Here is a 17,015-nt window from a genome sequence, read left to right as displayed (position 1 = left end):
AGTATTCTACGGTAGATGAAAAAAGCCAAGCTTGCGATCCTTGCATCAGGCCGCGGCTCGAACGCGGTTGCCATTATCAAAGCGACCCAGGCGGAAGATTTCCCTGCAGAGGTAGCAATTGTTCTATCGGACAACCCCGATGCGCCGGTTCTTGATAAGGCACGCAGCCTGGGGGTTAAGGCGATCTGGCTTGACCCGGGCCCCAAACGTACCTTCCTTATCCCTGAGGTTGAAGCCAAATGGATCCAGGTGTTGCGAGAGCACAACATTGACTATGTGCTCCTTGCCGGATTCATGCGGGTAATAAAAAAATCCATGCTCGATGCTTTTGCGGGTCGGATACTCAACATCCATCCTGCGTTGCTCCCATCGTTCAAAGGACTGGAAGCTCAGCGTCAGGCATGGGAGCACGGGGTGAAATACTCAGGTGCGACGGTGCACTTTGTTGATGCCTCCCTGGACGGCGGACCGATTATTATTCAAGAGCCGGTCGAGGTAGCCGACGATGATACCCCTCAGACACTTGCGGCACGCATCCTTGAGGTTGAGCACCGCATATACCCTGAGGCAGTCAGATTGTTGGCGGAAGGGCATCTAAGGATAGATGGACGAAGGGTAAAGATCCTGAAGGAGGTCCATGGCGGATAAGCTTAATATTGCACTCGTGGGATGCGGAGCCAGAGCTCAAACCGCGCATCTCCCCTACCTGAAGAAAAATCCCCGTATAGACATAGCGGCACTTTGCGATGTCGATGAAGTAAAGCTCGCGACCCTGGGGGATCGTTATAAAGCTCGTAAAATCAGCACCACCTACAACGAGATCCTCAACGACCCCTCGATTGATGCGGTAGTAATAACCACTCCCCCCCACCTGCATCATCCCATGGCCCTGGCAGCCCTTGACTACGGCAAGCATGTTTTTGTAGAGATGCCCATAGCACTCAACGAAGCCCAGACAAAGGAGATGATAAGCAAATCCAGGCGCAAAAAGCTCGTACTGGCCGTGGCTCACGACGACCACTTCCGACCCGACGCAATACTCATGCGACAGTTCATGGAACGCAAGGAGGTCGGAGAACTGACCTATGCCAAAACGGGCTGGCTGCGCTCAGCCCAAAGGTGGGGCCATCCAGGATGGCAGGAAGAAAGCTTAAAATCAGGCTCCGGAGCATTCCTTACCCTGGGCATACCCTTAATCGACCTCGCTCTCTTTGTGCTTGGCGAACGTCAACCCAACGCCATATCGGGAATGGCGTTCAAGCGCAGTCCTGATCTGGAGGCCGAGGACACTGCAGTTGCACAGATAAGGTTTACCGATGATACCATTCTGGTTGTTGAGGTAAGCTGGATACTACACGAGCCGCGTGACGTACTCTACCTCAACGCATACGGAACCAAGGGTGCTGCCCTATTCAACCCCCTGGAGATACACAAGGAGATGTTCGGCAGGCTGGTAAACGTGGCACCAGCCATGAATAAAAAGACCCTTGGCCCGACTTCATACCAGGGACAGATAAACGCCTTCGTATCCGCGGTTATGGGCAAGGCACCGTTCCCTGTCCCCATAGAGGACGCCCTGCTTCTTGCCCGCATATCAGACGGGTTCTACCGTTCAGTCAAGGAACGAAAGGAAATCCCATTAAAAACCAGAGGAAGCTAGACCGCTTCAAGTGGCTTGCGGCCCTCGGATCAGGACTCCTGCTCTCTTTCGCCTTTGCTCCATATCCTACGCGGTTTCTAGCATTTATAGCTTTAGTTCCCCTGTTCTGGTTGATAGAAGAGGAAAGACGCGTCTTCCTTTACGGCTACCTGTTCGGGCTGGGAATGGCCGGAGGCCAGATGTGGTGGCTTGTTTCGCAGACCTACCCCTTATTGCCCCTGATACGATTCCTGCTGTGGATAGGCGTCATCCTGTTGATCGGATTCCTGGCGCTCTTTCCTGCTCTCTTTGCATCGCTCACCAAGAGGATAGGTCTCTGGTCAGCGCCGCTTGTCTGGCCTGCGGTGGAGATGCTGCGGGAGATAACCGACCTGGCCTTCCCCTGGGAGCTTTTAGGCTACAGCATGACGCCGTGGCCGCTTTTTACCCAGACTGCCTCGCTGTGGGGAGTATACGGCCTAGGCTCTCTAATAATCCTTGTTAACCTGTGTATATACAGACTGCTGAAAGAATGGAAGACACCAAAACTCCGACTGCGTTGGGGAGGCATACTTGCAGGGGTGATGATCTTTATGGTAGGATTTGGGGCTATTCGATTGATGACCGCCAAGCGCACCTCCCCAATCAAAGTTGCCCTTATCCAGCCAAACGTGCCTACGGTTCTCAAGGGGTCCAGAAATCTCTATGACTCACTAATCACGGCCATGCTTGATCAAACGCGGCAAGCCGCACTGACAAACCCCGATCTCATCCTTTATCCGGAGACTTCCACCCTGGTTGATCTCACGCGGTCAGGAGACTACTCATCCCTGTATCTTGATCTGGTTGACAGCCTGGATATTACGCTTGCAACAGGCATCCCCCATCGGGTCAGGGATGAAGGGCGCTCGCGCTTTGCAAACGCTGCCACCCTGGTTCATCCGGACGGATCGCTCGATAAGGTCTATATCAAGATACGTCTGGCTTCGTTCGGGGAGACTATCCCATTTGAACACATTCTGCCCTTCCTTCGAAAGATAGACGTTCAGGGAGGCCACCACTATCGGGGCAAGGAGTACGTTGTCTTTCACCGCGCACCCGAACCGCTCGCATTTCTCATCTGTTACGAGTCGATATTTCCTCTCCTGACGCGGAACTTCGTGAACAAGGGCGCAAGATTACTCTGCAACGTCACGAACGACGTGTGGTTCGGTCAACTTCAAGGACCGGCTCAACATGCCGAGATGGCGGTTTTGCGCACGGTTGAGAACGGGGTGCCCTTGATTCGCGCGGCCAACAACGGCATCTCCATGATCATTGATCCCTATGGAAGGGTTCTTGCCCAGAGTCCGCTTCTGGTAAAAACCATCGTTACCGGTGAGGTGGCGAAAGCTTCTGGACGCACGATCTACACGAGCTTCGGTTTCCTGTTCCCCTATGCAGCGGCTGTTTTTGTAGTGGTTATGCTTGTTTTTAGAGGAGTCCAGCGCGGCAAGCGGCGTAAAAAGAAAGGTTAGGCGTTGCGCACGCCGTCAAATTTGCGATTTGCATTTTGCAATAAGTAGCATGTAGCGCGAACCTTTAGGTTCGCCGCGAGGCTAAAGCCTCGCACTACATGTTAGCCTTGACCTTATTGGGCCATTACCTTATACTAGCACATGACCAAAACCAAAGGCGTTCCCCTCCCCGACCCGAAAGAATGGAAGTGGTGCGAGCACCCTGAATGCATGGAGAAAGCGCAGATAGAAAGTGGCTTTGGTGTTGGAGGAGAAAGAGAACAAGCACTGATGCGGGAAGAACCTCATCTCTGCGCCCGTTACGACGAAGAATACTGCTGGAAACACTTGTCAGAAAAAGCAGAATCCTTGTATGAGGCAAAGATTGAAAAATGGATGAAAGATGGCCGTTCTCTTGCAGGGGCTAATCTCATTGGTATAAGGCTCCAGAAAGCTTTCCTCTGGCACGTCAACCTCCAGGGAGCCAACCTCCAGTGCGCCAGGCTCCAGGAAGCTGGTCTCAGGTTTACCCAACTACAGGGAGCTGACCTCCGCTGGGCTAAGCTCCAGGGTGCTAATCTCATGAGTATCAATCTACAGAGAGTTAATTTCTGCTTCGCCGAGTTCTATAGAACCAACCTTAGAGGAACCAACCTCCAGGAAGCCGACCTCCGCTACGCCAACCTCCAGGAAGCCAACCTCTCTGGGGCCAATCTCCGTGAAGCTTACCTCTCAAATGCTAGACTACGTGGGACTTTTTTGCACGGGGTCCTCCTGGATGGTGCACTAGAGCTGACGTGGAAACAGGTAGAAAGGGTAGGTGAAGAGAAAAACGAAAACTGGAAAGGTGCTCGCGATGCCTACCGGCGACTCAAAAATTACTTTCACCAGCAAGGGCGTTACGACGACGAAAGCCAGGCCTACTACAGAGAGAAGCTTATGGCTAAGCACGAAGCGCACGAGCAGTGCTTCAAGCAAAAACACCCCAAGAGTTTCTTCAACTGGTTCGGCCTGTGGCTGCTTTGGGCGGTGGCTGGGTTCGGGGAGCGGTGGATGCGAATTATCCCCTGGGGGGCGGGCATCCTTTTATTCTTCACCGGGCTTTACTTCCTGGGCAGCAACCTGGGCTGGGGAGCACCGTATGATCACCCAACGCTTTTATCCATCGGCAATCTCTTCGACTGCTTCGTGTTCAGCGTGGTGACGTTCGTCACCCTCGGCTTCGGTAAAATATGGACCTCAGCTTGGCTGACCAAGGCTCTCATAATACTCGAAGCAGGGTTAGGGTTCGTATTCCTGGGAATGTTCGTAGTCCTCATCGCCCGCAAGTTCGGGCGATAACTTTCACCCCACGCGTCTACTTCGTAGCCGCGCGGGGACCCCGAATAAATACCACAAATAACGCCCTGACGCGCTGATTGCAGAATGTAAATTTTAAATTTGATAGCGATTCGCTCAATCCGTGTAATCTGTGCAATCTGCGGTTAGGCAAATCCGGCAAGGTGGACGCCGTAGGCAACAAGATGGGAGCAGATAAGGTTCCCCTCCACGATCGTTTCAAATAAAACGTCCGAATATACCTTTTCCCCTCTGGTCAACCAAAGCATCACAAACGCATAGACCAGGTTAAAGATAAGAAGCAGGGCGAGCACCGAGCACCATCCCAGGATAAAGGAGGCAACAAGTCCACAAGCGGCCAAGAAAAGCACAACCGCTCCCAGTCTGCGGGTGAGGCTCTCGCCGATAAGAACAGGTATGGTCTCGCGGCCCACCATCCGGTCGCCCTGAACGTCGCGAATGCTGTAGACAAGCGAACGGGTGAAGGCCAGGCTGAATACAAATAGTGCCGTGATACCTGTGGCAGGACTGAAGGTTGAGCCGCTTGCAGGAACAACAAGAAGCGCAATCACCACGGTCCAGGCAAGCCCCAGGAAAAGGTCCTTTGAGCCAGGGATGTCCATAAGCCTGTGTGCCCCTAACCTTCGCTTTCCGAAAAGCTCCACCCGGTAGATAAGACCCAAAAGGGACATGGCAAGGATCAAGATGAAGGTGAAAGGCCCCAGCAAGTAGGAAACAACAAGGGTGGAGCCTATTCCCAAGAGTCCCAGTGTGAGCAGCAATCTCCGGAAACGAGCATAGAACCCTACTCTGGCAGGGTAGTTGATCTGGATGGAGAAGACATCGGTAAAGTGATTGAGAAGGTGCATCCCGAAGATGTATGCGGCAACGATCCATTGATAGTAAAGTTCAGGTTCTATCCCCTGCAACCGGGATGAGGTGTATACGAGCTGGGCTGCGGCAAACGCTACGAGTATGTTGCTGCGAACGATGAATCGCCATACCTCCTGTAAAAAAGAGACAAACGAACGTCTCTTCCCGACGAGTTCCATCGCATGAAGTACGCGGCGGATCATCCATGAGGGAGTCGAGGCACCGGCAGCCACGCCTACCACTTCAAAACGCCCCAACTTGTTTGCTGCTAAATCAGCCTCGGTCTCAACGTGGAACGCGGGTATTCCCTCTTCCCGCGCGACTTCTGCTAAACGCCGGGTGTTGGCACTTCTAAGACCTCCAACCACCACCATCGCCTTGACTTCCCTGGCCAGTTCTCTCACCTCAGATTGTCGCTCGTCGGTGGCTCCACAGATGGTTTCGTGTATCTGGGCATCAGGTTTCAGGCGACACACCTCCCTCTTAAGTTCCTCCCAAGCGGAAAGATTCTGTGTGCTCTGCGCAAGCAGGGTAATCTTTTCTTTACGAGGGATTCGCCTCAGTGCCCTGCGCAATCCCTTCAGGTCCTTCACTATGCTTACCCTTCTGCCTGCATGCGCCGCGATACCCTTGACCTCTGAGTGCTCCCTGTCCCCAAAGATAATCACGTGTCTCGCTCTTCGTCCGGCACGTTCGGCAAGCTGCTGGACACGCACCACCCTGGGACAGGTGGCGTCTATTATCCTCAAACCACGTTTTCCAAGCTCTGCCTTTATCTGTGGGCTTACCCCGTGCGAGCGGATGATTACCGACGCGCCGTCCGGGATCTCATCCACGCTCTCGGCAATCTTAACCCCCCGCAGCTTGAGGATCTCAAGTACCTGGGGGTTGTGGATCAGCTCGCCCAGTGTGTAAAGATTGTCCGCATGAAGGGCCTCGTCGAACGTCCTGTTAACCGCTCTTCGGACCCCGTAGCAGAACCCGGAGGTCCGCGCAAGTTTTATCTTCACGTTCTGGGATAAGGTTTGGCAGAGTTGCGCTCCGCCGCGATCTGATCGAGATCGGCGTCGGTTACCGGGGTGGGGTATTTGCCCGAAAAACAGGCGGTGCAGAAGTTCATCTTCCTGCCGCCTGCAACCGCGGCTACCATGTCATCGTAGGCCTGGTAGATCAACCGATCGGCGCCTATCAAACGTTCGATCTCTTCCTCGGGGTGATCCTTGGCGATGAACTCGTCACGGGTAGCCATGTCGATCCCGTAAATGCAGGGCGAACGCAGAGTTGAGCCGTATACCGCATAGTAGACCTCCGATGGCCCGGCCTGACGCAGAAGCTTGATAAGCTCAAGCGAGGTGTTCCCACGGACGATGGTATCGTCAACCAGAAGAACCTTCCTCCCTGCCAGTTCGCTACGAACAGGGTTGAACTTTTGGCGAACAGAGGAACGGCGCTTGGTCTGGGTAGGCATGATGAAGGTACGCTGGATGTAGCGGTTCCGGATCAGTCCCTCGGAAAGACGCCAACCCGTTGCCTCAGTCAAAGCCAGGGCGGCGGGACGCCCGGTATCAGGAACAGGAACTACCACCTCGGGCTCGATCCCCACCTCGCGGCATCGCCTTGCCAACGCCTCACCCAGACGTCTGCGTGCCTCAAGCACACCTATACCCTCGATGACCGAGTCGGGCCTGGCAAAGTAGACCCACTCAAAGATGCAGGGATGATGATCCGGTTCGGCAATCTGACGGCGTGTCTCTTTTCCGTCCGCACTTACATGAACCGCCTCTCCAGGCGCCACATCGCCCAGGCTTTCAAATCCCAAGAAATCAAAGGTAACCGTCTCCGAGGCGAACGCCGTCACAGCATCCTTTCTGCCCATCACGAGCGGACGGATACCCAGGGGGTCACGGAAGGCTAAGAGACTGCCGTCGCCGAGCATGGCCACAACCGAGTACGTCCCTTGCACCCTTCGGAATACACCGGCCACCGCATCGAAGAGATCGTCAAGGGAGAAGACGGACGAACCTTTATGCACCAGCTCGTCGGCGAAGACGTTAAGTATGGCCTCAACGTCGCTTGTGGAGTTCAGCTTCCTGCGATGCACCCTCTGCAGCTCCTCTTTAAGGGCAAGGAAGTTGATAACGTTACCGTTATGCACCATGGCCACCCCGTAGGGGTAGTTAACGTAGAAGGGCTGGGAGTCCTCCGGCGACCCACGACCTATAGTAGGGTATCGCGTCTGGCCAATCCCGACCGTACCGCGCAAACGAGAAAGGTTCTTACGATTGAAGACACGCTGAACCAAACCGATTCCCTTCTTCAGATGCAGAATGCCGTCGTAGGTTGCAATCCCTGCCGCATCCTGACCTCGATGCTGAAGGGTCAAAAGCGCCTCGTAAAGATCGTATCCGACATCACGATCCTGACTGATTATGCCGACGATCCCACACATCAGCGATCACCTCGGTTCAAAGAATCATTGGCAGGATTTCCGGATCGTGCAGTATCTGTTTGGACACTTTCCTTTTTTACTGTATCCTGTGGATCGATCATCTGCAGCCTTTCCTTTGCTACCTGGCGAAGGAAGTCGGGATCAGAAGCTAGTCGCTCGACCTTCTGGTGGGTAATCTCGATCTCTGCTTGGAGCTCGATCATGCGTTTCTCAAGCTCGGCTTCACGATGCTTCATCTTTATTAGCTTCACAAGTCCGTTCGGCCCGGCCAGGAACAAAAACGCCACCACAGCCACCACGGCAAGCACAATTAACCAGCGTCTGCCCTTTTTCATGTGAAGAGTCTGGATCCAAAGAAGCGAGCACCGGTCTCTTCTTCGATCCTTAAAAGTTCGTTGTACTTGGCCACCCGTTCCGAGCGCGTCGGTGCACCGCTCTTGATCTGAGATACGTTAGCGGCCACCGCAAGGTGGGCTATGCTCACATCCTCGGTCTCACCCGAACGATGAGAAAGAATGGTGCTGTAACCTGCATCCTGCGCCAGGCGGATGGCGTCCAGGGTCTCCGAAAGCGTGCCTATCTGGTTCGGCTTCACCAACAACGAGTTAGCCACTCCTTGCTCTATGCCGCGGGAAAGGATCTCAGGGTTGGTAACGAAAATATCATCACCCACAAGCTGAACACGATCACCAAGGCTTGTTGTAAGAAGCTTCCAACCGTCCCAGTCGGTCTCAGCAAGTCCGTCTTCTATCGAGACAAGGGGGTAGCGTTCCAGGAGATCTTCGTATAGATCTATCATCTCCTCGGCACTCAACGAACGCTCACCCAGGAGATAACGACCGTCGGTGTAGAACTGGCTTGCGGCTACGTCGAGTGCTAAAAATATCTGCTCACCTGGCTTATAACCTGCCTTCTCGACCGCCTTGACCATCAGCCCTATTGCCTCTTCGGTATCGGCAAGATTGGGGGCAAAACCTCCCTCATCACCGATTCCAGCATCCACACCTGCATCCACAAGCTCCCTTTTGAGCGCATGGTAGATCTCGGCACCGGCACGAATCGCCTCGGCAAAGCTCGTAAATCCTGCAGAGACCAGCATGAACTCCTGAAATTCGAGGTTGTTGGTTGCGTGCGCTCCTCCGTTGATCACGTTGAGGAGCGGAACAGGCATGGTGTAACCGACTATACCACCAAGATACCGATATAGAGGGAGGCCGAGGCTCTCAGCAGCCGCCTTTGCAACCGCAAGTGAGGCGCCGAGAATCGCGTTTGCGCCCAGCTTTTGCTTGTTTTCGGTTCCGTCAAGATCGAGAAGGATGCCGTCAATCAACCGCTGGTCAAAGGGAATCTCTCCCACCAGAGCCTTGCGGATCAGGGTGTTTACGTTACCGACCGCCTTAAGAACACCCTTGCCGCCGTAGCGGTTCGCATCTCCGTCACGAAGATCAAGCGCCTCAAGCTCGCCCCTGGATGCACCTGAAGGAACCATAGCCCTGCCCGAAGAGCCGTCCTCCAGGATACACTCTACCTCAACTGTAGGGTTGCCCCGGGAATCAAGAACCTCACGGCCAACAAGATCAAGAATACTCATCATGTTTCCTTTCACTCTCCCTGAGCTGAGATACTTCCATACTCCTTACGACGCTCCGCATAGAGTGGGAAGCTCTCGCAGAGCTCGCGGACCTTTGCTTTTACGCGAGGATAAACCTCTTCGTCTTCGATGTTGGAGATGACCTCATCTATAAGTTCTGCCACCTTTGCCATCTCAGGCTCCTTCATCCCACGAGTGGCAAGTGCCGGGGTTCCCAATCTGATGCCTGAAGCGATGAAGGGCTTTTCAGGATCGTATGGTATGGTGTTGCGGTTGCAGGTGATGCCTGCACGCTCCAGCCTGCGTTCGGCCTTGCGCCCGGTCACGCCCTTGGGACGCAAATCCACCAGCATGAGATGGGTGTCTGTCCCGCCTGCCACCATCCGGTAGCCACGCTTGGTTAATTCCTCAGCAAGGGCCTTGGCGTTGGCCACGATCTGCCTCTGATAGAGAACGAACTCCTCGCTTAACGCCTCCTTGAACGCCACGGCCTTGGCAGCAATCACGTGCTCCAGCGGACCGCCCTGCATGCCCGGGAAGCTGACCTTGTCCACGGTCTTTGCGTGTTCCTTCTTGCACATGATGATCGCGCCGCGCGGCCCACGAAGCGTCTTGTGAGTGGTGGTGGTGGTGATATCCGCATAGGGAATGGAGGAGATGTGCAGCTTGGCAGCAATCAGGCCTGCGATGTGGGCGATATCCGCAATAAGATAGGCTCCCACATCGTCGGCAATCTCGCGGAACTTATCAAAGTACATGGTTCTTGGATATGCAGAAGCACCGGCAACGATCATCTTCGGCTTTGCCTCACGGGCGAGTTTGAGCAACGTGTCGAAGTTGATCTGCTCGGTTTCGGGATCAACCTCGTACTGCACCACCTTGAAGAATCTTCCTGAGAAGTTTATGGGATGGCCGTGCGAGAGGTGCCCGCCGTGTGAAAGGTTGAGTCCAAGGAGTGTATCGCCAGGCTCTGCCAGGGCGAAGTAGGCGGTCATGTTGGCTGTGGTGCCGGAGTGCGCCTGAACGTTCACGTGGTCTGCGCCAAAAAGCTCTCTGGCACGCTCGATCGCAAGCTTCTCCGCCTCGTCAATGAACTCGCATCCGCCGTAGTAGCGTCCGTACTTGGAATAGTCAATCTCGTCTGTCTCCTTATCCCACTTGTAGGGATAGCCCTCGGCGTACTTGTTTGTAAGTACCGACCCAAGGGCGGCAAGCACCGCCTCGGATACGAAGTTTTCCGATGCGATCAGCTCCAGACCGGCGTGCTCACGAACTGTCTCATTGTGAATAGCGGCAAAGATTTCCGGATCAGTTTTATACAACTCTTTCGAGTACATAAAACCTCCTCTGGTTTGAAAAATCCAAACAACTGAATTCACATTCTTTTAACTGCGATCTTTGGCCCGAAGGGCAAAAGGAGCATGTAAATTCCTTCGAGTACATATGACCTCCTTGGAATCCTTGAATCTTTATTTTATACTCATTATAAGCTAAGTCAAGGGTTAGCTCTTTATATAAGGACGCGGAGACTACCTCTTATCTCGAAATAAAACGGAATCCAAGCAAGGCAGGAGCTCGTAGGGGCCGACCTCAGCGTGCCCCTTGGGGTACTGAGTGCCCCATAGGGTATTAGGTCGGCCCGCCTTCCTAAAACCGGAGGGTGGAACCTACCAATTGAGACGATCCAACTCGGCAAGGAACCTTTTCGTCTCATAAGCAGGGTTTCCGGCACCAAAGACAGCCGAGATCACCGCCACCCCGTAACATCCTGCATCTAGCATCTCCCCTACCCTCTCGGGCGCGATCCCTCCGATCGCATAGCAAGGCAGGCGGCTTGCGGCAACCAGTTCCTTGAACTTATCCAGTGGTACCACTTCCTTATGCTTGGTTGTCGAAGGATAGGGGCTTGATAGACCGATGTAGGAGATATCTTCAGGAGTCCAACGTTTTACGAGATCCATATCCTCGTAGCATGAGACACCGATGATTGCATCCTTGCCCAGGATTCCCCGCGCTTGAGGGACTTGTGGATCATCCGCACCCAGATGCACGCCGTCGGCTTCGATCGCATTGGCAAGCTGGGGCGAATCGTTGACTATGAGCAAGGAGTTATATTCCCTCGTGAGTGCCCTGATCTCCTGGCCCAGCCTCAGCCGCTCATCAGCCGGAGTCTTTTTGAATCGAAGCTGAAGAAATCCGGCTCCCGCCTCAAGAACCTCCCTCACCTTGGTGATCAGTTGAGCATTAGGCAGAACCTTCTCGTCGGTTATTGCGTATAGACGTGGTAGCCTCATCCCTTCATTGCCCGGTCGAACGCAGACCAGAAGGGATCAACCCTGGGATGCTTCAACGGCTCGCGCTTGCCGCCGCGGATGACCATAATCCCATCCGATGCTTTCATGAATCGACCTATCTCGGTTATTGGTGTGTTACGGGCGGCCATGTGTTTGCTAAATGCCTGCCAGTGCTTCTCTTTGACCGCAAGAATCAGCGTTCCTTCGCTTATGGAGATCTCAGACTGCATGCCGAACATCTCGCAGATTGCGCGGATCTCAGGGTAGACCACACACCACCGAGATCAACACTCTCGCCCGCCACGACCCGCCTCCGATCCCTCGCACGCGGCACCGATACCCCCGCACTCGGTGGCATCGTGCATGGCGGCCACACCGGCTTCACGCACACCGAACCGTGCCGCGGCCAGGGAATCGTCCACCGTACTCATAAGGTTGAATATCTCCCAGCCCTTCTTTGCCACTTCCTCTCCCAATCCTTCCTTTATCTTCTCGTTGAAGAGCCTTGAGAAGATGCCAACGGCTTCAACCGCGGCGCTCTTGGTCATGCAGAGGATGTCACCCGGCCTGGCCATCTGAGGGGTGATGTAGGCATCCTCATCGCCAACGGCAATGAACGTGGCGCCTCCGACCATCGGGTAGTCGGTGCCTGTGTAACGTGCGGTGTGCCCGCCGATTATGGCCACCCCGTACTTCTCTGACTCGCGGTCAAACACCTTCCAGATCTTAGCAAACTGCTCCTCGGTGATACTCATGGGCATGTTGAAATCGAAAACAGCATAGGCCGCAGGAAGTGCGGAGGTTGTGACGTCTGAGGCAAGGATGTGCCAGGCGAACCACGCCGCCTCTTCCCAACCGTAAGGCGGAACGATGTAGATGGGATCGGTGGTAACTGCCATCACCTTGCCGGGTGCGGTTCGCACGATTGAGATATCCACTCCGTGATGGGGACCTACCAGAACCTCGGGGCGTTTGGCGCCTAGTGCCGGATAGATTACTGTATTGAAGAACTCCGGTGAGACCTTACCTATGGCAGGAAACTTGGCTTCTTCGTTCACTGAACCTCCTTAGTCTTATCAGAATTGCTGAATTATAACTGCTCCGAGGTTTCTGTCAAAGGGGAGGGACTTAACCACAGATTACGCAGATTTCACTGATTTTACCGATCTGCGTCATCTGCGATCCGAAGGAGAACGACTGCAAGGAGTTCTACCGAAGGGAAACGAGTGAAACGAGTTTCAATCTGCGGTTTATCTTACTTGAGGTGATTGATTATTGGCGTGCCCTCACCGGCATATAAAAGATCGGCCAGTTTGCGGTCTATGTATGCTTCAGCAGAAGCAACGGCATCGGCCATGGAAGAGCCCCTCGCTAAATACGCGGTTATCGCTGCAGAGAGCGCGCATCCGGTACCGTGGACGTCGCGGAAACCTCGCCTGGGCTTAACGAATCTGCGGGCATCGGTTCGGGTAAGGAAAAGATCCACCACCTGATCTTCCTTCAGATGCCCGCCCTTAATGAGCACCGCCTTGGCCCCGATATTGAGCAAAGAACGCGCGACCCCTTCAAGTGAACTGTTGTCAACGATGGTGATATCCAGAAGCCTCTCCACCTCAGGCACATTGGGGATGATCAGAGCGGCGCGGGGAATCACCTCTTTTCTGTAGAGTTCAATCATCTGGGAGGAGGCAAGCAAAAGGCCTGAACCGGATTCAAAGATCGGATCAACCACCACAGGGAACGAAATCTTCTTCAGGAACTCGATTATCGCAGGCAGAACGTTGGTGGTAAGAAGACCGGTCTTGGCAGCAGCAGGCTGGCGGTCCTCCAAGAGACAGTTGATCTGTTCTGAAACCAGTTCAGGCTTAACCACTACGGCCCTGCGCATCCCGAAGCTGGACTGCACTGTAATCGCTGAGACTACTGAAAGTCCATGCACACCCAGTTCGTGAAAGACCTTGAGGTCCTCCTGGATACCGGCACCGCCAGATGGATCAAAGCCGGCTATGGTAAGCGCTAAAGGCACCTTAGCGTTCATCTAAAGATAGATATCCTTTCTGCTTGCCCTTGCGGTAGGCAAACCCTACGTTGTACCGCTGACATCGAAGACAGCGCTTTGCTTCCTCCTGATCTGATTCTCCGGTCAATCCGCATATGGTCTCTACGTAAAGACCCGGATTCTTGTAATTGGTTTGTTCTCTGACCCGTGATTTGACCGGAGGCTTTTTCTCGGTCCATGCAGCGCCCTCAAGTCTCTCAAGCCCGAAGTCAGGATCAAAATCTGCAATATGCTCAAAGAATCCGGGCAGGAACCGCGGCCTTAAGAAGAAATCTATGGCCTGTGCTGCCTTACGTCCGTCTGCCACAGCCTCGACAACTGCTGCCGGACCGCGGACCATGTCGCCGCCGGCAAAGAGCTTGCGGTGAGGGACCCGTAAGCTGCGGCGCACCTTGATCCTGCCGTCTATGTCTGTAGGAAGGTTTTCTAGGAGTGTAAGGTCAGGCTCCTGACCGACCGCGACGATCACCGCCTCAACCTCTTCGTTCCACTCTTCACCTTCGACCGCCTCAAGTTCAGAACCGCGTCCTAATCCGTGACTTAGGAGCCTCATGCGTCCGAAACGCACACGTTCAACCCTATCCTTGCCTTCGAACCTTAGGGGAGCGGCAAGGAACTTAATCTTCACCCCTTCCTTCTCGGCCTCGGCTACCTCTCCTGCATAGGCAGGCATATGCTCACGCCTACGACGGTAGAACAGGGTCACGTTCTTTGCTCCAAGCCTTAATGCTGCCCTGGCTGAGTCCACAGCGGTGTTGCCTCCACCCAGAACCGCAACGTGGCCGGAGAATGAATAAGAGGATTCACCTGTGCAAACATCACGTAAGAATAAAAGTCCTGGGATTACGCCTCTGAGGTTTTCTCCCTCTATTCTTAAGGGCCTTGGCTTGGATGCCCCCAAAGCCAGATATAAGGCGTCGTAGGAGCGCTCCAGTTCACCTAGATCGAGGTTCTCTCCCAGTGTCTTGTCGCCTTTGAAATGAATCCCCTCGCTTGATGAAAGGATAAAGTCGATGTCTTCCTTCAAAGCCTCACGCGGAAACCTGAAACAAGGGATGGTAGTTGAAAGCAGCCCGCCAGGACTCCCCTCCCGATCGAATATATCAACCGAATAACCTCGTTTTGCAAGAAAATAGGCGCAGCTGAGGCCCGATGCACCCGCTCCAACAACCGCTACTTTTTGAGGATGCTTGACGGTGAACTGCGAGTTAGTAGACTCGCCACCGCTGTGTTCCCCGACACTTCGCTTGAGTGCCCGGATAGCTATGGGTTCTTCTATCCTTGTTCTGGTGCAAACCTCCTCGCAAGGTGCAGGACATATCCTGCCAAGGGTCGCGGCCAGAGGTGCACGCTCACGAATAAGCTCAAGCGCTTCGGCATAACGTCCTGCTGCAACAAGCGCCACGTAGTCTGAAACGTTTATCTCCGCAGGGCAGTCACCCCTGCAAGGAGCGGTCCGGAGCCGTGTGCCGCGGTAGGCGTCGTAGGCAACAAGGAGATAATAGAGTCCAAATGTAACACCCCATAACAGCCAGATAAGCCAGGTTAGATTCGTGAGTTCATTCTGGATCACCACTATCCTTATCATGGTCAAGGGGAAAAGCACGAAACCCGCATCCAGGATCAAGGCTGCGATACCGATACCTATCCTTCCCGTAGCAAGTTGTCCCAAACCGGGAAGAAAGAGCGAAAGTATAACTCCTGTCAGCCTCTTTTTACGTTCCCTTCTCCTTCGTTCAGCAACACTCATCCTGCTAGAAGCCATAGCTCAAGCCCGCTCCTGCGCTCAGGTAGTTTATGATACCCAGATCCGGCACGTCCGGATCGATCGCCGCGGCGTACTCACCAAAGAACGCGGTTGTTGTGTTCGCACGAATTGAAAGATCAAGCCCCAGACCTTTCCATTCAAGCGTGGTGGAGACCCCGAAGAAGAGTCCGGGGATCGAGTAGATAGGCATCTCTTCTATCTTCGTCACGCGGTAGAAGAGAGCCTGACTGAAGCGGATAGGTACCTTCCAGTTATAACCGAAACCTGTCCCGAAGAACACCTCACTAGTTCCGCGCCCCCATGTTCTTGACGCGGTAAAACTCGCATCTATGATCCAATCCCCAGGTGTTACTTGAATCCCTCCACGGAAAGAGGTCCGCGGGGGCAGGGTAAGCAACTCCCTACTCTCCACCTCACTCACCTGAAGATCATCATAGCCCAGCACAACGGTCATCTCACCTTTAAGAATCCTTGCATCAGCGTCCACCTCGAGGTTCTCAGTATTAAGCTCGACAACCCGAGGCAGCCCTCCTCTCCTGCTTCCCCCGATCCTTGTGCGCAGTATGTTCGCGCCTAGATCCTGCTCCACTGAAAACCCCCAACTAATTAGATCGCTCGGCTTCTGCATTCCGAAAGCTGCTCCCAGCTGATTCCCAACGAGGATAGCAGAGTATTTGTTGGAGTATATCTCGCCCCCTTCAACCACCGCTGAAATAGACACCCCGACGTCCCATTCATCAGATTCGGAGTAAACCATAGCACCGGTTGGCTTCAACACAGGGGTAAGGGTGTCAGTATAGTCAATCCAGCCGTCGAAGGTGCTCCAACGAAAAGCAACCCCGTAGTTTATCCCCCTATCTTCGGTGGCAAGGATAAGATAGAAGGGCGTTGCCTTGAGTCGGGCTCTGCCCTCAATAGCCATCGATCCACCCCCCTCTCCCTTCAGGTCTATGAGTATAGGGATAGTAGTTCCCTCTTCCTGGCCGGGAAGATCGGCCTCTGTAAGGGTGTCGCGCAACGAGTAGGTGGCGCTGAAGGCAACATCTGCACGTGCAAAAATATCCCCATTGAAGCGGTCTCCTTCTACGTACGCAAACCCCACAACTACCTCACCCATCCTTGCCGCACCGCCGCCGAAGTATACCCCGCTTGCCTCCTCAGCGTAGAAGGAGATGGGCACCTTCACCTCGCCCACGTAGGGTATCTCGGAACTCAGGGTAAGTTCCACCCCGCCAGTCCGGCCGAAGCCTGCTGCAAGGCCTCCTGCGGCGGTTTTCACCAAGGCAAGTGCAGCAGGATTGGTAACCGCGCCGCGCATACACGAAGCAGATGCTGGGTTCTTGTAATCATAGTTCAAAAGATACAGGTAAGGATCAACATAGTTGTAGGAAAGAGCCCCCGAGATAGAGGCAACACCTTCCAACGAGAAGGCCGTGTCCCCCACGATCTGTCCTACAAGGGTCATTAATAAAAAAGTCCACCCCATTGGTATGATTATAAGACACAAG

At 54.1% G+C, this 17,015-nt stretch carries 15 protein-coding genes; 4 read left to right on the top strand and 11 right to left on the bottom strand.

Annotated features, from left to right (window positions below):
- The first annotated feature begins 15 nt into the window (after positions 1 to 15).
- The 4 genes from CEE36_06990 (at position 16) to CEE36_06975 (ending at position 4,476) form a co-directional block, all read left to right on the top strand.
- Positions 16 to 648 carry a phosphoribosylglycinamide formyltransferase gene (locus CEE36_06990; GenBank protein TKJ42640.1) on the top strand — a complete coding sequence of 211 codons (633 nt, stop codon included), beginning with the start codon at positions 16 to 18 and terminating at the stop codon, positions 646 to 648.
- Positions 638 to 1,660 carry a hypothetical protein gene (locus tag CEE36_06985; GenBank protein TKJ42639.1) on the top strand — a complete coding sequence of 341 codons (1,023 nt, stop codon included), beginning with the start codon at positions 638 to 640 and terminating at the stop codon, positions 1,658 to 1,660. Before CEE36_06990 ends, CEE36_06985 begins: the two co-directional genes overlap by 11 nt.
- A 164-nt stretch (positions 1,661 to 1,824) precedes the next feature.
- Positions 1,825 to 3,156, top strand: coding sequence for an apolipoprotein N-acyltransferase (gene lnt, locus CEE36_06980; GenBank protein TKJ42638.1), 1,332 nt, complete (start codon positions 1,825 to 1,827; stop codon positions 3,154 to 3,156).
- Positions 3,157 to 3,297: 141 nt separating this feature from the next.
- Positions 3,298 to 4,476: a hypothetical protein gene (locus CEE36_06975; GenBank protein TKJ42637.1), complete on the top strand. Its 1,179-nt coding sequence runs from the start codon at positions 3,298 to 3,300 to the stop codon at positions 4,474 to 4,476.
- A 143-nt stretch (positions 4,477 to 4,619) separates the two neighbouring features.
- Here CEE36_06975 and ispH read toward each other — a convergent pair whose 3' ends face one another.
- The 11 genes from ispH to CEE36_06920 all read right to left on the bottom strand — a co-directional run bounded on the left by ispH (position 4,620) and on the right by CEE36_06920 (position 16,972).
- Positions 4,620 to 6,356, bottom strand: coding sequence for a 4-hydroxy-3-methylbut-2-enyl diphosphate reductase (ispH, locus tag CEE36_06970; protein ID TKJ42636.1), 1,737 nt, complete (start codon positions 6,354 to 6,356; stop codon positions 4,620 to 4,622).
- The gene (locus tag CEE36_06965; protein ID TKJ42635.1) at positions 6,353 to 7,795 is read right to left on the bottom strand and encodes an amidophosphoribosyltransferase; all 1,443 of its coding nucleotides are present in this window, start codon (positions 7,793 to 7,795) and stop codon (positions 6,353 to 6,355) included. The genes ispH and CEE36_06965 overlap by 4 nt, the downstream gene beginning before the upstream one ends.
- Complete coding sequence (locus tag CEE36_06960; GenBank protein TKJ42634.1) at positions 7,795 to 8,130, bottom strand: hypothetical protein; 336 nt, start codon at positions 8,128 to 8,130, stop codon at positions 7,795 to 7,797. Before CEE36_06960 ends, CEE36_06965 begins: the two co-directional genes overlap by 1 nt.
- On the bottom strand, positions 8,127 to 9,389 hold the full coding sequence (locus CEE36_06955) for a phosphopyruvate hydratase (GenBank protein TKJ42695.1): 1,263 nt from the start codon (positions 9,387 to 9,389) through the stop codon (positions 8,127 to 8,129). Before CEE36_06955 ends, CEE36_06960 begins: the two co-directional genes overlap by 4 nt.
- Before the next feature lie 8 nt (positions 9,390 to 9,397).
- A complete protein-coding gene (locus CEE36_06950) occupies positions 9,398 to 10,723 on the bottom strand; it encodes a serine hydroxymethyltransferase (protein ID TKJ42633.1) in 1,326 nt (441 codons plus the stop codon).
- A gap of 330 nt (positions 10,724 to 11,053) precedes the next feature.
- Entirely contained in the window at positions 11,054 to 11,680 is a 627-nt protein-coding gene (thiE, locus tag CEE36_06945; protein ID TKJ42632.1) for a thiamine phosphate synthase, read from the bottom strand.
- Complete coding sequence (locus CEE36_06940) at positions 11,677 to 11,952, bottom strand: hypothetical protein (GenBank protein TKJ42631.1); 276 nt, start codon at positions 11,950 to 11,952, stop codon at positions 11,677 to 11,679. The genes thiE and CEE36_06940 overlap by 4 nt, the downstream gene beginning before the upstream one ends.
- Before the next feature lie 12 nt (positions 11,953 to 11,964).
- Positions 11,965 to 12,738 carry an AIR synthase gene (locus CEE36_06935; protein TKJ42630.1) on the bottom strand — a complete coding sequence of 258 codons (774 nt, stop codon included), beginning with the start codon at positions 12,736 to 12,738 and terminating at the stop codon, positions 11,965 to 11,967.
- Between the two features lie 197 nt (positions 12,739 to 12,935).
- The gene (gene thiD / locus CEE36_06930) at positions 12,936 to 13,718 is read right to left on the bottom strand and encodes a bifunctional hydroxymethylpyrimidine kinase/phosphomethylpyrimidine kinase (protein ID TKJ42629.1); all 783 of its coding nucleotides are present in this window, start codon (positions 13,716 to 13,718) and stop codon (positions 12,936 to 12,938) included.
- Positions 13,708 to 15,504 carry a hypothetical protein gene (locus CEE36_06925; protein ID TKJ42628.1) on the bottom strand — a complete coding sequence of 599 codons (1,797 nt, stop codon included), beginning with the start codon at positions 15,502 to 15,504 and terminating at the stop codon, positions 13,708 to 13,710. The genes thiD and CEE36_06925 overlap by 11 nt, the downstream gene beginning before the upstream one ends.
- The gene (locus CEE36_06920) at positions 15,494 to 16,972 is read right to left on the bottom strand and encodes a hypothetical protein (protein ID TKJ42627.1); all 1,479 of its coding nucleotides are present in this window, start codon (positions 16,970 to 16,972) and stop codon (positions 15,494 to 15,496) included. Before CEE36_06920 ends, CEE36_06925 begins: the two co-directional genes overlap by 11 nt.
- Between the last annotated feature and the right edge of the window lie 43 nt (positions 16,973 to 17,015).

It is taken from the genome of candidate division TA06 bacterium B3_TA06 (assembly GCA_005223075.1).
Taxonomy (GTDB): Bacteria; Hydrothermota; Tepidihabitantia; order B3-TA06; family B3-TA06; genus B3-TA06.
This window is presented reverse-complemented; position numbering and strand designations above follow the sequence as displayed.